Raw genomic sequence first — 14,357 nt, forward strand, 5'->3', positions numbered from 1 at the left:
CAGGATATACTCCACAAAAGCGTTTAAACTCTTCTGGATTCAAATTTTTTACTTTTTCGTAAGTCATTGTTTTTCTGAGTGTTTTACTTTATTTTACATAATCAGTTCCTATTTTTGCAGGAGGTCTATTGTAGAGGGGGAGAAGGGAGAATAAATAAAAATAATCTCCCTACCCCACACCCCCACGAAAAACTTCTTCAGCAAACCCTAGTTAAGGCCTGCTCGATTCTCTGACTATCGAGGGAGCGTCCGATAAAGACCAAGCGAGTTTGCCGCGTTTCCGTGGATTGCCAGGGTCGATCGAAGAAAGAATCAAAGCGATCGCCGACACCCTGTAACACCATACGCATCGGTTTATTGGCCACATTAACAAATCCCTTAACCCGATAGATTTCTTCTCGGGCCACCAATTCTTTAATCCTTTGGGTCAAAATTCGGGCATCTACGGGAGAATCGAGGCAAAACTGCACGGAATTGATATCCTCATCGTGATCGTGTTCTTCCTCGTGATCATGATGACTAGGACGACTAGCTAAATCATCCTCGACGGCGGCATTAAATCCCAGTAGCACATCGGGGCTAATTTGTCCATCGGCACAAGTAACTATTTTTACCGTCGATCGCAGTTGTGTTTTCAGCCAATTAATAATTTTTTCTAATTCAATTTCGCTGATTAAATCGGTTTTAGTTAAGAGTACCAGGTCAGCGCAGGCTAACTGATCCTCAAATAACTCCTCAATAGGCGTTTCGTGTTCTAAATTGGGGTCTGCTTGCCTTTGTGCTGTTAAAGCGTCCAAATCCGCCACCAGACGACCCCTAGCGATAGCAAAACCATCCACCACCGTGATTACTCCGTCCACCGTCGCACCGTTGCGGATTTCCGGCCAGCGAAAAGCTTGAACCAGAGGTTTAGGTAAAGCTAATCCCGAGGTTTCGATCAGCATACAATCCAACTGTTGCCGTCGCTCCAGCAATTTCTGCATAGTGGGGAGAAATTCTTCCTGTACTGTGCAGCACAGACAACCGTTGGTCAATTCCACAATATTATCGTTGGGGTTGTCGTCGCAGGTCTGACAACTTTTCAACAAATCACCATCAATTCCCACCTCTCCGAATTCATTTACCATAACGGCCACCCGGCGGCCTTGATTATTTTGCAGTAGATGACGGATGAGGGTAGTTTTTCCCGCACCCAGAAAACCCGTGATCACAGTAACTGGAATTTTGTGCATAGATAGAGCGATCGATCATATTCTTAGATCAATGTATCAGACTCTCGGTCTAGGGTTGAGGGTTTCAGCGCTAATTCTTTAGGATTGTCCCACCAATTGCCGGACTGTCACAAACTAGCTGAAATTTTCCCAGTTAGTCGTTATTCTGGTAAAAGTTTCAGCCGGCTAAAATAATCGCTGAAAAACTTTTGTGGGAGTGGATTATGTTACAACGTCTTTTTTTAGCCTTTACCCTCGCTTTTCCTCTTTATTTAAGCATTGCTATTCAACAAACTTCTCCTATAGCTGATAGAGTAAATCGCCCTTCTTCTCGCGGAATCAATAAAATTGAGCAGACGGTAAAAACCATTCAAAAGCAATTAAAACAAGAGCATTCGGTTCAATTAGATTAATAAATTTTGTCAAAAAGAGGAGAGGTAAAACTCCTCTTTTTCACTTTTTACTTGACAAATTACTTGCCATTGGCTGCGGAGGCTGGTATTCGGGAACTAAATCTTGTAGGGATTTAACTAAGCCCTGACGGTCATTAACTTGAATATAATTAAGCAATTGCTCTAATTTGATTTGCAATTTTTCCCAAGCAAGAAAGTGTTCATGAGCGCAAAAAATCTTTGGGTGAGCGGTGGGACGAGCTTTATCGGTATCGATTAATAATTCTTCGTAGAGTTTTTCCCCCGGTCTTAATCCTGTGATTTCAATATCGATATCTTGTCCTAATTCCAAGCCACTTAAACGAATCATCTGTAGGGCCAAATCGTAAATTCTTACCGGTTCACCCATATCTAAGAGGAATACCTCACCCCCCTTAGCCATGGCTCCTGCTTGTATAACCAAACGCACCGCCTCTGGAATAGACATAAAATAGCGAATAATATCGCGATGGGTGAGGGTAATATTCTTACGTTGGGCGATTTGTTCCCGGAAACGCGGCACCACGGAACCGCTACTATCGAGAACATTGCCAAAGCGGACGATCGCGCAACAGGTGGAACTGTCGGATAAAGCGGCCAAAGCTTGCACGACTAACTCAGCACAGCGTTTACTGGCCCCCATAATGTTAGTCGGTCTGACGGCCTTATCAGTGGAAATAAGAACTAAATTACTAACCGAATTCTCGATCGCGGTCTGAACGACATTTAAACTGCCCCAAACATTAGTGTAAACTCCCTGACTAGGATTGGCTTCCACAAGGGGAACGTGCTTATAGGCGGCCGTGTGATAAATTGTCTCAATCTGGTGTTGTTGGATGACTCGGTCTAGATGATTGCGGTCAAGAACATTGCCTAGATAGGCATACCTGCGTAAATCAGTATAATTTTCGCCCAAATCGAGATCGATTTTGTAGAGGGAAAACTCGTTTAATTCGTAGATTACGAGGCATTTTGGCTTGAGGAAGGCAATTTGTCGGCATAATTCCGAACCGATGGAACCGCCACCCCCGGTGACTAACACCGCTTTACCGGTGACATTTTTTCCCAAAAGTTCGGGATGGGGTAGAATTTCTTCCCGTCCTAATAATTCCGAGACATCGACACTGCGAATCTGATTGATGGTCGCTTCTCCCGATAAAATTTTTGAGAGGGGAGGAACGGTTTTAATGTCGATGGGTAAAGTGTCTAGACTTTCGATGATTTGCCGCTTTCTGGCCTTGTCTAGGTTCGGAATAGCGAGAACAACCCAGTCAAAGGCCCGTTTTTGGTGCAGTAGTGCCAATTGAGAGGGGGGATAAACCCTAATGCCTTGGATCACTCGCTGCTGCAAATCGGGATTATCATCAACAAAAGCTAATAAACGATAGTGGGGGTCATTTTGTAGGGAACGTGCCAATTGACAACCCACAATCCCCGCACCATAGATAACAATTGTCGGTTCTCTATCTACACTACTGATGTAAATATTCAGACGGTGAAAGACAGAACGAATCAACAATCTCACCCCGATAACCAATACTAGGGTTAACAATGCGTCGATAATCAGGACTGAACGCGGCAAAAAAGCATCCCCTTGAAAGTAGGCAAGACTGATTAAAACCCCTGAACTATAGAGAACCGCTTGCAGTACGGAGGAAAGAAACTCTAATCCTGTATAACGTACTACGGGACGGTAAATACCTCTGAGATAGAAAACTAGAGTTTTAATGGCAATTAAGCCCAATATTTCCCCTAAAAAAGGCCTAATTTCCTGATATTCGAGGCTGAGATTCAACCTGAGAGAGAAGGCCAGATAGATGCTCAGACAAAAAATCAGGCAATCGGTGATAATTAGAAGAGATCGCTTCGATGACCTAGATAGGGAATTAGCCAATTTAAGGATTTTGTTCGCCAGTTTTCTATACATTATCCAATTGATTAATTAATCTTAAGGTAAATTTACTTAGCTCCTCTCGACTTGGTGTGATAATCAGTGCTTATTATTCGGACGAGTCTTGCTAGGCAAGGCTTTGAAGAATATATTCACGGAAAATTACCCCTATTCTTCTCCCTTCCACACAGAAACAAGAAGAGCCAATATTTTTTATAACAGTAGTGCTGCCTGTCTTTCCGGAGATAATATCAACCAAATCCAACTATGTCAAGTTGCCAGATTTGTCCAGACTTTTTTTCCTTTTACCAACTTTTCATCGCTCCCCAAAAATTTTTTGCTCCCCCAAACTAGCCGATAGATGACCGCTAGTCAAGAGTTACAATCAAGAATTGATACAAAAATTTATCGAGTCAATTTATGAGTAATCAGTACGATGCGATCGTGATTGGGTCGGGAATCGGGGGATTGGTGACAGCGACGCAATTAGCGGCAAAAGGAGCAAAAGTCTTGGTTTTAGAGAGTTATCTGATTCCGGGAGGCAGCGCGGGTTATTTTGAACGAGAGGGTTATCGTTTTGATGTGGGTGCTTCGATGATTTTTGGTTTTGGCAAAAAGGGGACGACTAACCTCCTAACCAAAGCTTTGGCAGCGGTGGATATGAGTATCGAAACCATTGCCGATCCCGTCCAGATCCATTATCATCTCCCGGACGGATTAGACCTAAAAGTTCATCGCGACTACGAACAATTTTTACAGGAATTAATTAGCCATTTTCCCGCAGAAAAAACCGGTATCCGGCGCTTTTACGATGAATGCTGGCAGGTTTTTAATTGCCTCAATAGTATGGATTTACTATCACTGGAAGAACCCCGCTATCTGACTAGGGTTTTTTTCCAGCATCCTTTATCCTGTTTGGGATTGGTCAAGTATTTACCCCAAAATGTGGGAGATGTGGCCAGAAAATATATTAAAGACCCGAAATTATTGAAATTTATCGACATGGAGTGTTATTGTTGGTCGGTAGTACCCGCCGATCGCACTCCAATGATTAATGCGGGAATGGTCTTTAGCGATCGCCATTACGGGGGAATTAACTATCCCCGGGGGGGAGTAGGACAGATTGCTCTCAAGTTAGTCGAGGGATTGGAAAAAGCTGGTGGTGAAATCCAGTATCAAGCGAGAGTGAATAAGATTATTTTAGATGCAGGACGAGCGATCGGGGTAAGATTGACCAATGGTAAGGAATATTACGCTAAAAAGATTGTTTCTAATGCCACCCGTTGGGATACCTTCGAGAAACTACTCCCCCCGGAATCTCTCCCCGGCAGCGAAAAAAAATGGCAAAAACGCTATCAAAAATCCCCCAGTTTCCTGAGTTTGCATCTGGGAGTTAAGGCCGATGTATTACCATCAGGAAGCGAATGTCACCATATTTTACTAGAAGATTGGGAAAATATGGAAGCAGAACAGGGAACTATCTTTGTTTCTATTCCTACCTTACTCGATCCCTCCCTAGCACCTCCAGACCATCATATCATTCATACTTTCACCCCTAGCTGGATTGATCAATGGCAAAAACTGCCTCCCCAAGAATATCAACAGAAAAAAGAGGCCGCTGCTTATCGTCTCATCGAGCGCCTGAAAAAACTCTTTCCCAAACTAGATACAGGATTAGATTATATCGAAATTGGCACGGCCCGCACCCATCGCCGCTTTTTGAATAGAATCGATGGCAGTTACGGCCCAATACCGCGAAGAAAACTGTTAGGTTTATTAGGAATGCCTTTTAATCGTACAGCTATTCCTAATCTTTATTGTGTGGGAGATAGTACCTTCCCGGGTCAAGGATTAAACGCGGTGGCCTTTTCTGGTTTTGCTTGCAGTCATCGTCTAGCGGTAGATCTCGGTTTACCTAGTCGCAGAGATTAAAAGCTGAAAATCAGGATTTTTACCAGCGAATTCGCAAACAGGAAGGTAACACTTGACAGCGTTTCTCAGATAGATGAGGTGCATTTTTGCGACTGGAATCCTTACTTCGGCAAGGTTTAATCTATACTTCACATTGACGAGAAACGCTGTAGATCGGTTTTGCTGATAACTGATAACTGTAATCTGATAACTGTAATCTGATAACTGATAACTGATAACTGATAACTGTAATCTGATAACTGATAACTGATAACTGATAACTGATAACTGATAACTGATAACTAATGCTTACTCCCTTTGATTCCTCGAAGTCTTTACATTGGCAGCAAAGCTTGCGATCGCCAATTATTCGTCAATTGGAGATATTTAGCTTTACAACGCAGTTTTTGATTTTTTTGCTCTGGGATCGTTTAACGGGGGCTAATAGGGGCAAAAAACGGCAAAAGAGAGCGAAATGGTTAGTAGATCGCCTCATGAATTTGGGGCCAACTTTTATTAAAATTGGGCAATCTTTATCGACGCGAGCAGATTTAATTCCGCTCGAATATATCGAACAATTAACCCAATTACAGGATCGAGTTCCCGAATTTAATAGTCAAGAAGCGATCCGAGTTATTGAAACAGAATTAGGACAACCCCTAGATAATTTATTTGCAAGTTTTAGCGTTTCTCCCCTCGCTTGTGCCAGTTTAGGACAAGTGCATCGAGCGCAGTTATTAAGTGGAGAAGAAGTCGTTATTAAAGTACAAAGACCGAATCTAGAAAGACTATTTAATCTCGATTTTGAATTGTTGCATCGTCTCACCCGTTGGTTAAATATTTTCCCCGTGGTGAAAAAATATAATCTAGAAGCTATCTATCAAGAATTCTTTGAGCTACTCTTTCAAGAAATCGATTATATACATGAGGGCAAAAATGCTGATCGCTTTCGGGAAAATTTTAAGAATTATCCTCAAGTAAAAGTCCCTTTAGTTTACTGGCAATATACCACCCGCAAGGTATTAACTTTGGAGTATGTGCCGGGGATTAAAGTCGATGATCGAGAGACTTTACTAGCTAATGGTATTAACGTAGATGGGATTATTCAACTGGGGATCTGTTCCTATCTCAAACAACTATTACAGGATGGTTTTTTTCAATCGGATCCCCATCCGGGTAATATGGCAGTCAGTCAGGAAGGGAAGTTAATTTTCTACGATTTTGGCACGATGTTCGAGTTAAAGTCCGTCGCTAAAGATCAAATGATCGAAACCTTTTTTGCTGTCTTGAGAAAGGATACGGAAACAGTCTTAAAAACCTTGATGTATATGGGGTTAATTGAACCCGTTAGAGATCTGCAACCTGTGCGAAATATCTTGCAGTTTCTCTTAGATGAATTTCGCGATAAACCGGTAGATGTGAGGGTGTTTGAACAAATTAGCGATCAAGTGTATTTAATGTTTAAACAGCAACCTTTTCGCTTACCTCCCCAAATGACTTTTATTATTAAATCTGTCACCACTTTGGATGGGATTGCCCGCTCTTTAGATCCCCAGTATAATTTATTAGCAGCTAGTCAACCTTTTGTGAAAAGTCTAGCGGTATCGGGAGGAACTACCAACACCATGCTTACCCTAGCTAATCAAGCTCGCACTTTTCTTAAACAACAATGGCAAAAAGGTAATAAAAACGAAAGAATGATCCGTCAATTAGAGGAAAAAATCGAGCGAGGAAATTTAGTTTTTCAAGTTAAGTCACGGGAAAATGAACGACTTCTGAAAAGAATTTATCTGGGAATTAAAGTATTAATCAATGTCTGTATATTGGGATTTAGCCTTATCTCAGCCATATTTTTGTTAGACACCAACTATAGCAAACTAGCTATTATTCCCTTCAGTCTAGCGGGGTTATTTGGTTTATTTTTTTTGCGTTCTTCCATGGCTTTATTGATTCAGGAAAGATTAGATAAAATGCTAGAAAAGTAAATAATTATCATTTTTATTAGTAGATCGTTTTTGTTATCCGCAACAAAAATTAAAGTTTGACAGGCTGTCTGTTGACAAGATTTTCCAGAAATTATCATAATGAAAATGTTTTCATTGCACCCAGCAGCAAGAGGACAAGAAAATGTTATTAAAATCTTTAGCCCTTGGTTCCCTTGTCGGATTATCCTTAGTTACATCTATCCCAGTCTTGGCTAATCCTTCCCTTTCTCCAGTACAAACTAACGAAGCAATAATCGCTGTCGGTCAACAAAAATCCGATTTATTTGTTAATTTAACCACCGATGATCCTTGGCGAGCTGCAATGGCCATTGGTGTCGCCACCAATATGCTAAAAAAAGGCCACTCAACCACCATTTTTTTGAATATTACAGGGGTACACCTGGCAGCGACGACCATTCCTCAACACACTAACGGTATCACCGGTAAAACCCTGCAAGCAATGTTAGTAGATTTCATCAGTCAAGGGGGAAAAGTCTTAATTTGTCCCTCCTGTATGAAACAAGCAGCCATAAAACCCGAAGATCTAATTGCCGGTGTGGTGACAAGTTCCCCCGATTCCCTAGAAGCAAATTTATTTAAGGAAACGGTTAAAGTAATTAGCTGGTAATCGAGCATTTTCTAGAGAATATCGAGGCTGCCTCTCAAGGTTGTCTGAGATGCAGCCAGATAACTGGATATTATCCCGTCGTAATGGTGATTTAAATCACTGTTTAATCCAAGCTGATGGCCAAATACCGCCAATTTCGAGGCCAGCTAGACGACTAGAGGCATTGATAAGGGTTTTACCACGACTATCAGCCAATTTTATCGATAATTTACCTTTGAGGGTATCTTGACAAGCAAAAGAGAGACCTTTTTCCGTGGGTACACGCACGCGATCGGGAGGGTGATCACTGATCCCGATTAAGACAATGGTATAATCCTCGTTAGTTGCCCTCATTTCCCAGTATCCCCAGGGTTGCACTGTCCAAGTTAGTTGAGAATTCCAAATATCAAACTTATAAAAGCGATTTTGCCAGTGAATACCGATAATTCCCACCGATTCCGTCCAGTGGAGAACTTTCCGGGTAGAACCCACTGCGGTTAAGGTTAAATCGGGATTTTCAGGGAAAGCATTGCAATTAATCCAAAACCACTTTTCTGGGAAAGAATAACCCCAATTTTTCTCGCTATAAAAAGGTACATTCTCAAATTGATAATTTTTTCCCCGATGGGTAATCATTCCCGTTGCTAAACCATGAGCAGTTAAAATCTGCCAACCCGGGTCAAAAATCGGTAAATAAGATAATATTCCTGCTGTTGCTTGGGGTGGACGCTTGTTATCTCCCCAACTGTACTTAGTTTCAATGCAATAATCCCATTGACAGATTTCTCCAGTGACGGGATCATAAATTCGTCCTTGCTGCTGGTTTGCTGTTGCTTGATAACCCTCTTGAATAGACTCAAAAAAATCTGACGGAGAAAGCAGACGGGGACGGATTTTTAAGTTAGTTTTTCCCCAATGGATGATAGCTAATTCCTGACGACTTCCCCAAAATTTATCCGTATCGGGAAAAGTGCGACAAAGATAATTAGATTCTATGGCTAAAATTTGTACCGCTCCACCGCTATTGACTTGACCGCCGCTTGGGTCTTGAATAGAATACATAAAGGCGAATCCGTCGGCTAATTGCGGAATCATGACTCGGAAGTACCAACCTTCAAAAAATCGAGGAGTGATACCATCCCAATGGTAGCCAGAATGAGGGGGTTGTGAAGACATCTATGAGTTTATCTTTAGGTATTGATTTTGGCACATCGGGAGCGCGAGCGATTGCTATTGATTCTAGCAAAAATATCGTCGCTGAGGTTCATTATCCCTTCACTAATGCCAATTTTCAGGATTGGCAAAAGTCCCTATTTTATTTATTGGATAATCTAGGGGATTCGGTGCGTTCAGAACTTAAATCGATCGCTATTAATGGCACTTCCTCGACGGTGTTATTATGTGATAATTGGGGTAATCCTCTTTCTGAGGCAATATTATACAATGATGGGCGAGGAATTGCCTTTTTAGAAGCAATTAAAGCTATAGCACCTCCTCACCATCCCGTGATTAGTGCCACCTCTAGTTTAGCTAAATTACTCTGGTGGAGTGAGCAAGAAATTTTTTCCCAAGCGCGTTATTTTCTCTCGCAAGCGGATTGGTTAGCATTTCTCCTGCACGGTAAATTGGGAATTAGTGATTATCACAATGCCTTAAAGTTAGGTTATGATCTCGAAAATCTCTGTTATCCCGATTGGTTAGAGAATTTACCGATGTTTAATTTGTTACCGCAAATTTTTGCCCCGGGTACAGCGATCGATACTATTAAACCAGATTTAGTGACTCGTTTTGCTATCCCGAAAGATTGTTTAATTTATACGGGAACTACCGACAGTATAGCGGCATTTTTAGCCAGTGGTGCTAATTCTTTAGGGGATGCAGTGACATCTTTAGGTTCAACTTTAGTTTTAAAATTATTAAGTAGCCAGAAAGTTGATGATAGTAACTATGGCATCTATAGTCATCGTTTAGGAAATTTGTGGTTAACTGGTGGGGCATCTAATACGGGGGGAGCGGTGTTAAAGAAGTTTTTTTCTCATGAAGAATTGAGAAATTATAGTTTAGCAATAGATGGAGAAAAAGAAAGTAATTTAGATTATTATCCCCTCCTAAAAGCCGGCGAGCGCTTTCCCATTAACGATCCTTTTTTACCCGCAAAACTGACTCCTCGTCCCGATAATCCTCTAGAATTTTTGCATGGTTTACTAGAAAGTATTGCCCGCATTGAAGCTTTAGGTTATCAGCGTTTACAGGAATTGGGGGCCAATAAATTAGAGCGAGTTGATAGTGCGGGTGGTGGAGCAAAAAATCCGACTTGGAGAATAATTCGTCAGCGTCATTTAGGGGTTCCTGTGCTTTTATCTCAACAGGAGCAAGCAGCCTATGGTACTGCCTTATTAGCACAGCAATCGGTTACGCTATTGAAATAATCTCATAAGTAGGGTTTGCGGCAAAAAGTTTGTTGGCTCTTCTAGGTTCTGTGTGATAAGTTTAACTTACATAGGATCGATCAATCTTTGTGTCCTTTGTGTCCTTGTGGTTCGTTCCACCCCCTCGCTAGGAGGAATGTATCTTAGAATACATTTTGCCCACCAAACCTAAGAGAGCCGTTTGTTGGTGGGGTATAGATTTTGGGTTCGATCCCCCCTTGATCCCCCCTTGATAAGGGGGGTGCCGCTCCCCCCTTATTTCCCCCTTAATAAGGGGTGTCTGATAGTTTTTAATACCCAACTACTTACAAAAGAATTATCTAACCATAATAGGGTGGCTCATTACCCGGTTTCCATTTGATATTACAGCCTAAACTGGGTTTTTGGTCCGTCGGCACCGGTTGACCGGCTAAAACCTTGTCAATAGCGGCCCGGAGATCTTTGCCTGTCACCGGTACACCATTACTAGGACGACTATCATCCAATTGACCGCGATAGACTAGAATGCGCTGACTATCAAAGAGGAAAAAATCGGGAGTACAGGCTGCCGTGTAAGCTTTCGCCACTTCTTGGCTTTCGTCATAGCATAAATTGAATTTAAAGTCAAGAGTTATCGCCATTTTTTTCAAATTTGCCGGCGAATCATCGGGATATTTCTCCACATCATTAGAACTAATGGCGAGGATGCCGAGATTGGTGTTAGCATAATCGCGACCTAGACGGGTAAGTTCTTCTTGAATGTGTTTAACAAAGGGACAATGTTCACAGAGGAAGATGACTAACAGAGCGGTTTTAGCCGCAAAGCTGTCCAGAGAGATAGTTTCACCCGAAACCACATCGGGTAAGGCAAAACTGGGAGCTTTTGTCCCCAAATCTAACATTGTGGACTCGGTGCGTGCCATAAAGTTTCTACTCTTTTCTATAGGGAGGACTGAGATTTTTATAGCATTTCATGCTTCATCGCGCAAACTTAACGCCTTAATCAGTATCAGTAAACAGTAAACAGTAATCAGTAATCAGTAATCAGTGAACTGATAAGCCATTGACCTATCTAAATTGCTGGTTAGAGCTGCATGGAAATGGGGAAGTAGGGAAGTGGGGAGATGAGAGAAAAAAGCTGATAACTGAAAACTCACATCTGGTAACTGATAACTGATAACTGATAACTGCCATAACCTACTGAAACTGATTTGACCAATTTTCGATTACACGCTGACTTTCGCGAGCAATAACTAAAGCATTATCAGGGACATTTCTAGTGATAGTTGAACCAGCGGCCACGGTGACATTTTTTCCTAATTCTAGAGGAGCCACTAAAACACTATTTGCCCCAGTTTTTGTGCCACTGCCGATCATAGTTTGGTGTTTTTTCACACCATCGTAATTAGCAGTAATTGTTCCCGCACCAACGTTAACTTTTTCCCCTAAAGTGGCATCTCCCAGATAGGATAAATGGGCAATATTGGTTTTATTGCCGATGTCACTTTTTTTAATTTCAACAAAATTACCGACTCGACAATTAGCCCCAATTTTCGCTTCTCCGCGCAAATGAGCATAGGGACCGATGCGACAACCAGAATCCACCTGACTATCAGAAATAACCGAAAATAAGACCGTTACATCGCTGCCTAGGCGACTATTTTCGATTAAACTCCCAGGACCTATACGACAACCGGAAGCAATTATCGTCTCACCGCGCAGATGGGTTTGGGGTTCAATAATCACATCGGCACTGAGGGTGACAGTATCCTCAATGGTGACACTATCGGGGTCAATTATGGTGACTCCGGCGGCCATCCAATCATCTTTGACTCTAGTTTGCAGGATATCATAGGCGGCGGCCAATTGTTTGCGATCGTTAATGCCGCTAATTTCTAAACAATCCTCCACATCCACAGCCATGACGGGATCGAGAAAATTGACCACATCCGTGAGATAGTATTCACCCTGATCGTTATTGGGCTTTAAATTAGGCAGTATCGCCGCTAATTTTGACCAATTGAAGCAGTATATACCCCCATTAACCCGGTGGTTTTGTCTTTGGCCATCGTTACAGTCTCTTTCTTCCACAATCTGCTTAACGAGATTGTTGCCATCACAAAAAACTCGACCGTAACCTTTCGGGTTTGGGAGGTTAGCAGTTAAGAGGGTGGCAGCGTTACCATGGTTTTTATGAATCTGGAGAAGATTTTGCAAGGTTTCGGGACGTAACAGGGGAACATCGCCATTTAAGACCAACAAATCCTCCTGAAAGTCCTCTAAATGGGGGATTAACTGCTGAATAGCATGGCCAGTGCCTAACTGTTCCTTTTGTTCGACAAATTCGATATCCGCAAGATGCTGTAGAGTATTTCGCACCTGTTGCCCTTGATAACCGATAATTACCAGTTTTCGCCGGGGATGTAAGGATTCGCTGACATTAAGCACCCGTTCCACTAGCGAGCGACTGCCGAGGGGATGTAAAACTTTCGGAAGGCTGGACTTCATTCGGGTTCCCTTACCCGCTGCTAAAATTGCTACCGCTACCATGGTCATGCTTGCCAATATCGTTCGCGACTGAGTATATCGCACTCCGATCCCCTTGGTTGCAAGAATTTTTCCCCTCTTTGATCCTGTGCCAGTTGAGAAACTACCATAAAAAGGTTTTCTTTAAGACATTGTTAAGGTACTATACACAAATTGAAACAATTGAACATAATCAGCACTCTATAGATACCGCTATGACAACTGTACTAACTAAGGAATCCTCCGCCATGAAACAGATTCGCACCACCTACCAAGCTGATCAACAGGTAAAATACCTGCATCTAGAAGCGGAAATCGAGGTACTGCTGCAACAACTGCAAAACCTCAAGCGCAAAAACCAAGAGAATCAACACCTAAATTAAAGAAAATTTCCCTAAGAATTCTCAAATCCCACCCTCTGATCGGCGAGAAGGTGGGAAAATGTTTTTTGAGAATTCCAGATAGGTGTAGATTAATGATCAATTTTGCCTTACAGCAAGCCTTCGCCCGTCGTCATGCCCTGAAAGTGATTAGTGGGTTAAATAATTTCGATCGCTCGCAGGTTCTCTCCGTAGTTAAAGCCGCTACAGCCGGAGGAGCAACTTTTGTCGATATTGCCGCTAATGCTGACCTAATTCGGGCGGTAAAAGCCTTGACAAATTTACCCGTATGTGTATCGGCCGTCGAGCCAGAATTGTTGGTGATGGCAGTGGACGCGGGAGCCGATTTAATTGAGATCGGTAATTTCGATAGTTTTTATGCTCAAGGACGCATTTTTGAAGCTGCGGAAGTTTTAGCCCTAACTCGTCAAACTCGCGACTTACTGCCCGAAATTACCCTGTCTGTGACAGTTCCCCATCTCCTACCCCTCGATCAACAGGTGAGACTAGCAGAAGCTCTAGTTAGTCAAGGTGCCGATATCATTCAAACCGAAGGCGGCACTAGCAGTCAACCCCGTCACGCCGGTATTTTGGGACTGATTGAAAAAGCTGCCCCGACTTTAGCCGCAGCCCACGCTATTTCCCATGCGGTTAAGGTTCCCGTCCTCTGCGCTTCCGGTTTATCCATTGTTACTGCGCCCATGGCGATCGCTGCTGGAGCGGCCGGTATCGGTGTTGGTTCGGCGATCAATCAATTGGATAATGAAGTGGCTATGGTGGCAGCTGTGCGCGGTTTGGTCGAATCTCTGCAAGCACAACCGGTCCATGTTGGCAACTAGAACAATTTTTGTCTAGATACGACGGAGAAGGGGCCGTTTTTTCTTCTCTTTTTCCCTTTGTAATCAGTTATCAGTATTCGGGAGTCAGGAGTCAGGAGTCAGGAGTCAGGAGATAGGGTGATAGGGTTTTGGGGTGATAGGGAGATGAGACAGCTTCCCCATTTCCCC

Annotated in this window: 12 protein-coding genes; 7 read left to right on the top strand and 5 right to left on the bottom strand. The window is 42.6% G+C overall.

Annotation, left to right across the window (positions count from 1 at the left end; genetic code table 11):
- Positions 1–197 precede the first annotated feature (197 nt).
- Positions 198–1,232, bottom strand: a complete 1,035-nt coding sequence (gene cobW / locus IQ234_RS15650) for a cobalamin biosynthesis protein CobW (RefSeq protein WP_193957756.1) — start codon at positions 1,230–1,232, stop codon at positions 198–200.
- A 203-nt stretch (positions 1,233–1,435) separates the two neighbouring features.
- Between cobW and IQ234_RS15655 the strand changes: the two genes are divergently transcribed.
- On the top strand, positions 1,436–1,624 hold the full coding sequence (locus IQ234_RS15655; RefSeq protein WP_193957757.1) for a hypothetical protein: 189 nt from the start codon (positions 1,436–1,438) through the stop codon (positions 1,622–1,624).
- Between the two features lie 40 nt (positions 1,625–1,664).
- Here IQ234_RS15655 and IQ234_RS15660 read toward each other — a convergent pair whose 3' ends face one another.
- Complete coding sequence (locus tag IQ234_RS15660; protein WP_193957758.1) at positions 1,665–3,569, bottom strand: polysaccharide biosynthesis protein; 1,905 nt, start codon at positions 3,567–3,569, stop codon at positions 1,665–1,667.
- Positions 3,570–3,953: 384 nt separating this feature from the next.
- Between IQ234_RS15660 and crtH the strand changes: the two genes are divergently transcribed.
- From crtH to IQ234_RS15675, 3 genes are all read left to right on the top strand, one after another.
- On the top strand, positions 3,954–5,465 hold the full coding sequence (gene crtH / locus IQ234_RS15665; RefSeq protein WP_193957759.1) for a carotenoid isomerase: 1,512 nt from the start codon (positions 3,954–3,956) through the stop codon (positions 5,463–5,465).
- Positions 5,466–5,749: 284 nt separating this feature from the next.
- Positions 5,750–7,429: an ABC1 kinase family protein gene (locus IQ234_RS15670; protein ID WP_193957760.1), complete on the top strand. Its 1,680-nt coding sequence runs from the start codon at positions 5,750–5,752 to the stop codon at positions 7,427–7,429.
- A 142-nt stretch (positions 7,430–7,571) separates the two neighbouring features.
- Complete coding sequence (locus IQ234_RS15675; RefSeq protein WP_002777498.1) at positions 7,572–8,057, top strand: DsrE family protein; 486 nt, start codon at positions 7,572–7,574, stop codon at positions 8,055–8,057.
- Positions 8,058–8,153: 96 nt separating this feature from the next.
- Here the strand turns inward: IQ234_RS15675 and IQ234_RS15680 are convergent, their stop codons facing one another.
- Positions 8,154–9,212: a tocopherol cyclase family protein gene (locus IQ234_RS15680; RefSeq protein ID WP_193957761.1), complete on the bottom strand. Its 1,059-nt coding sequence runs from the start codon at positions 9,210–9,212 to the stop codon at positions 8,154–8,156.
- Between the two features lie 2 nt (positions 9,213–9,214).
- On the opposite strand from IQ234_RS15680, the gene IQ234_RS15685 reads away from it, so the two are divergent.
- A complete protein-coding gene (locus IQ234_RS15685) occupies positions 9,215–10,465 on the top strand; it encodes an FGGY-family carbohydrate kinase (protein ID WP_193957762.1) in 1,251 nt (416 codons plus the stop codon).
- 320 nt (positions 10,466–10,785) lie between these two features.
- Here IQ234_RS15685 and IQ234_RS15690 read toward each other — a convergent pair whose 3' ends face one another.
- Both IQ234_RS15690 and glmU read right to left on the bottom strand, forming a co-directional pair.
- Complete coding sequence (locus IQ234_RS15690) at positions 10,786–11,367, bottom strand: thioredoxin family protein (RefSeq protein WP_108937637.1); 582 nt, start codon at positions 11,365–11,367, stop codon at positions 10,786–10,788.
- 274 nt (positions 11,368–11,641) lie between these two features.
- Positions 11,642–12,994, bottom strand: coding sequence for a bifunctional UDP-N-acetylglucosamine diphosphorylase/glucosamine-1-phosphate N-acetyltransferase GlmU (gene glmU / locus IQ234_RS15695; RefSeq protein ID WP_193957764.1), 1,353 nt, complete (start codon positions 12,992–12,994; stop codon positions 11,642–11,644).
- Between the two features lie 191 nt (positions 12,995–13,185).
- Between glmU and IQ234_RS15700 the strand changes: the two genes are divergently transcribed.
- Entirely contained in the window at positions 13,186–13,353 is a 168-nt protein-coding gene (locus tag IQ234_RS15700; protein ID WP_002756735.1) for a hypothetical protein, read from the top strand.
- A 92-nt stretch (positions 13,354–13,445) separates the two neighbouring features.
- Complete coding sequence (locus IQ234_RS15705) at positions 13,446–14,189, top strand: DUF561 domain-containing protein (RefSeq protein WP_193957763.1); 744 nt, start codon at positions 13,446–13,448, stop codon at positions 14,187–14,189.
- Positions 14,190–14,357 lie beyond the last annotated feature (168 nt).

Origin of the sequence: Microcystis aeruginosa LEGE 91341 (genome assembly GCF_015206885.1) — a bacterium.
In the GTDB taxonomy this organism is placed as follows: domain Bacteria; phylum Cyanobacteriota; class Cyanobacteriia; order Cyanobacteriales; family Microcystaceae; genus Microcystis; species Microcystis aeruginosa_H.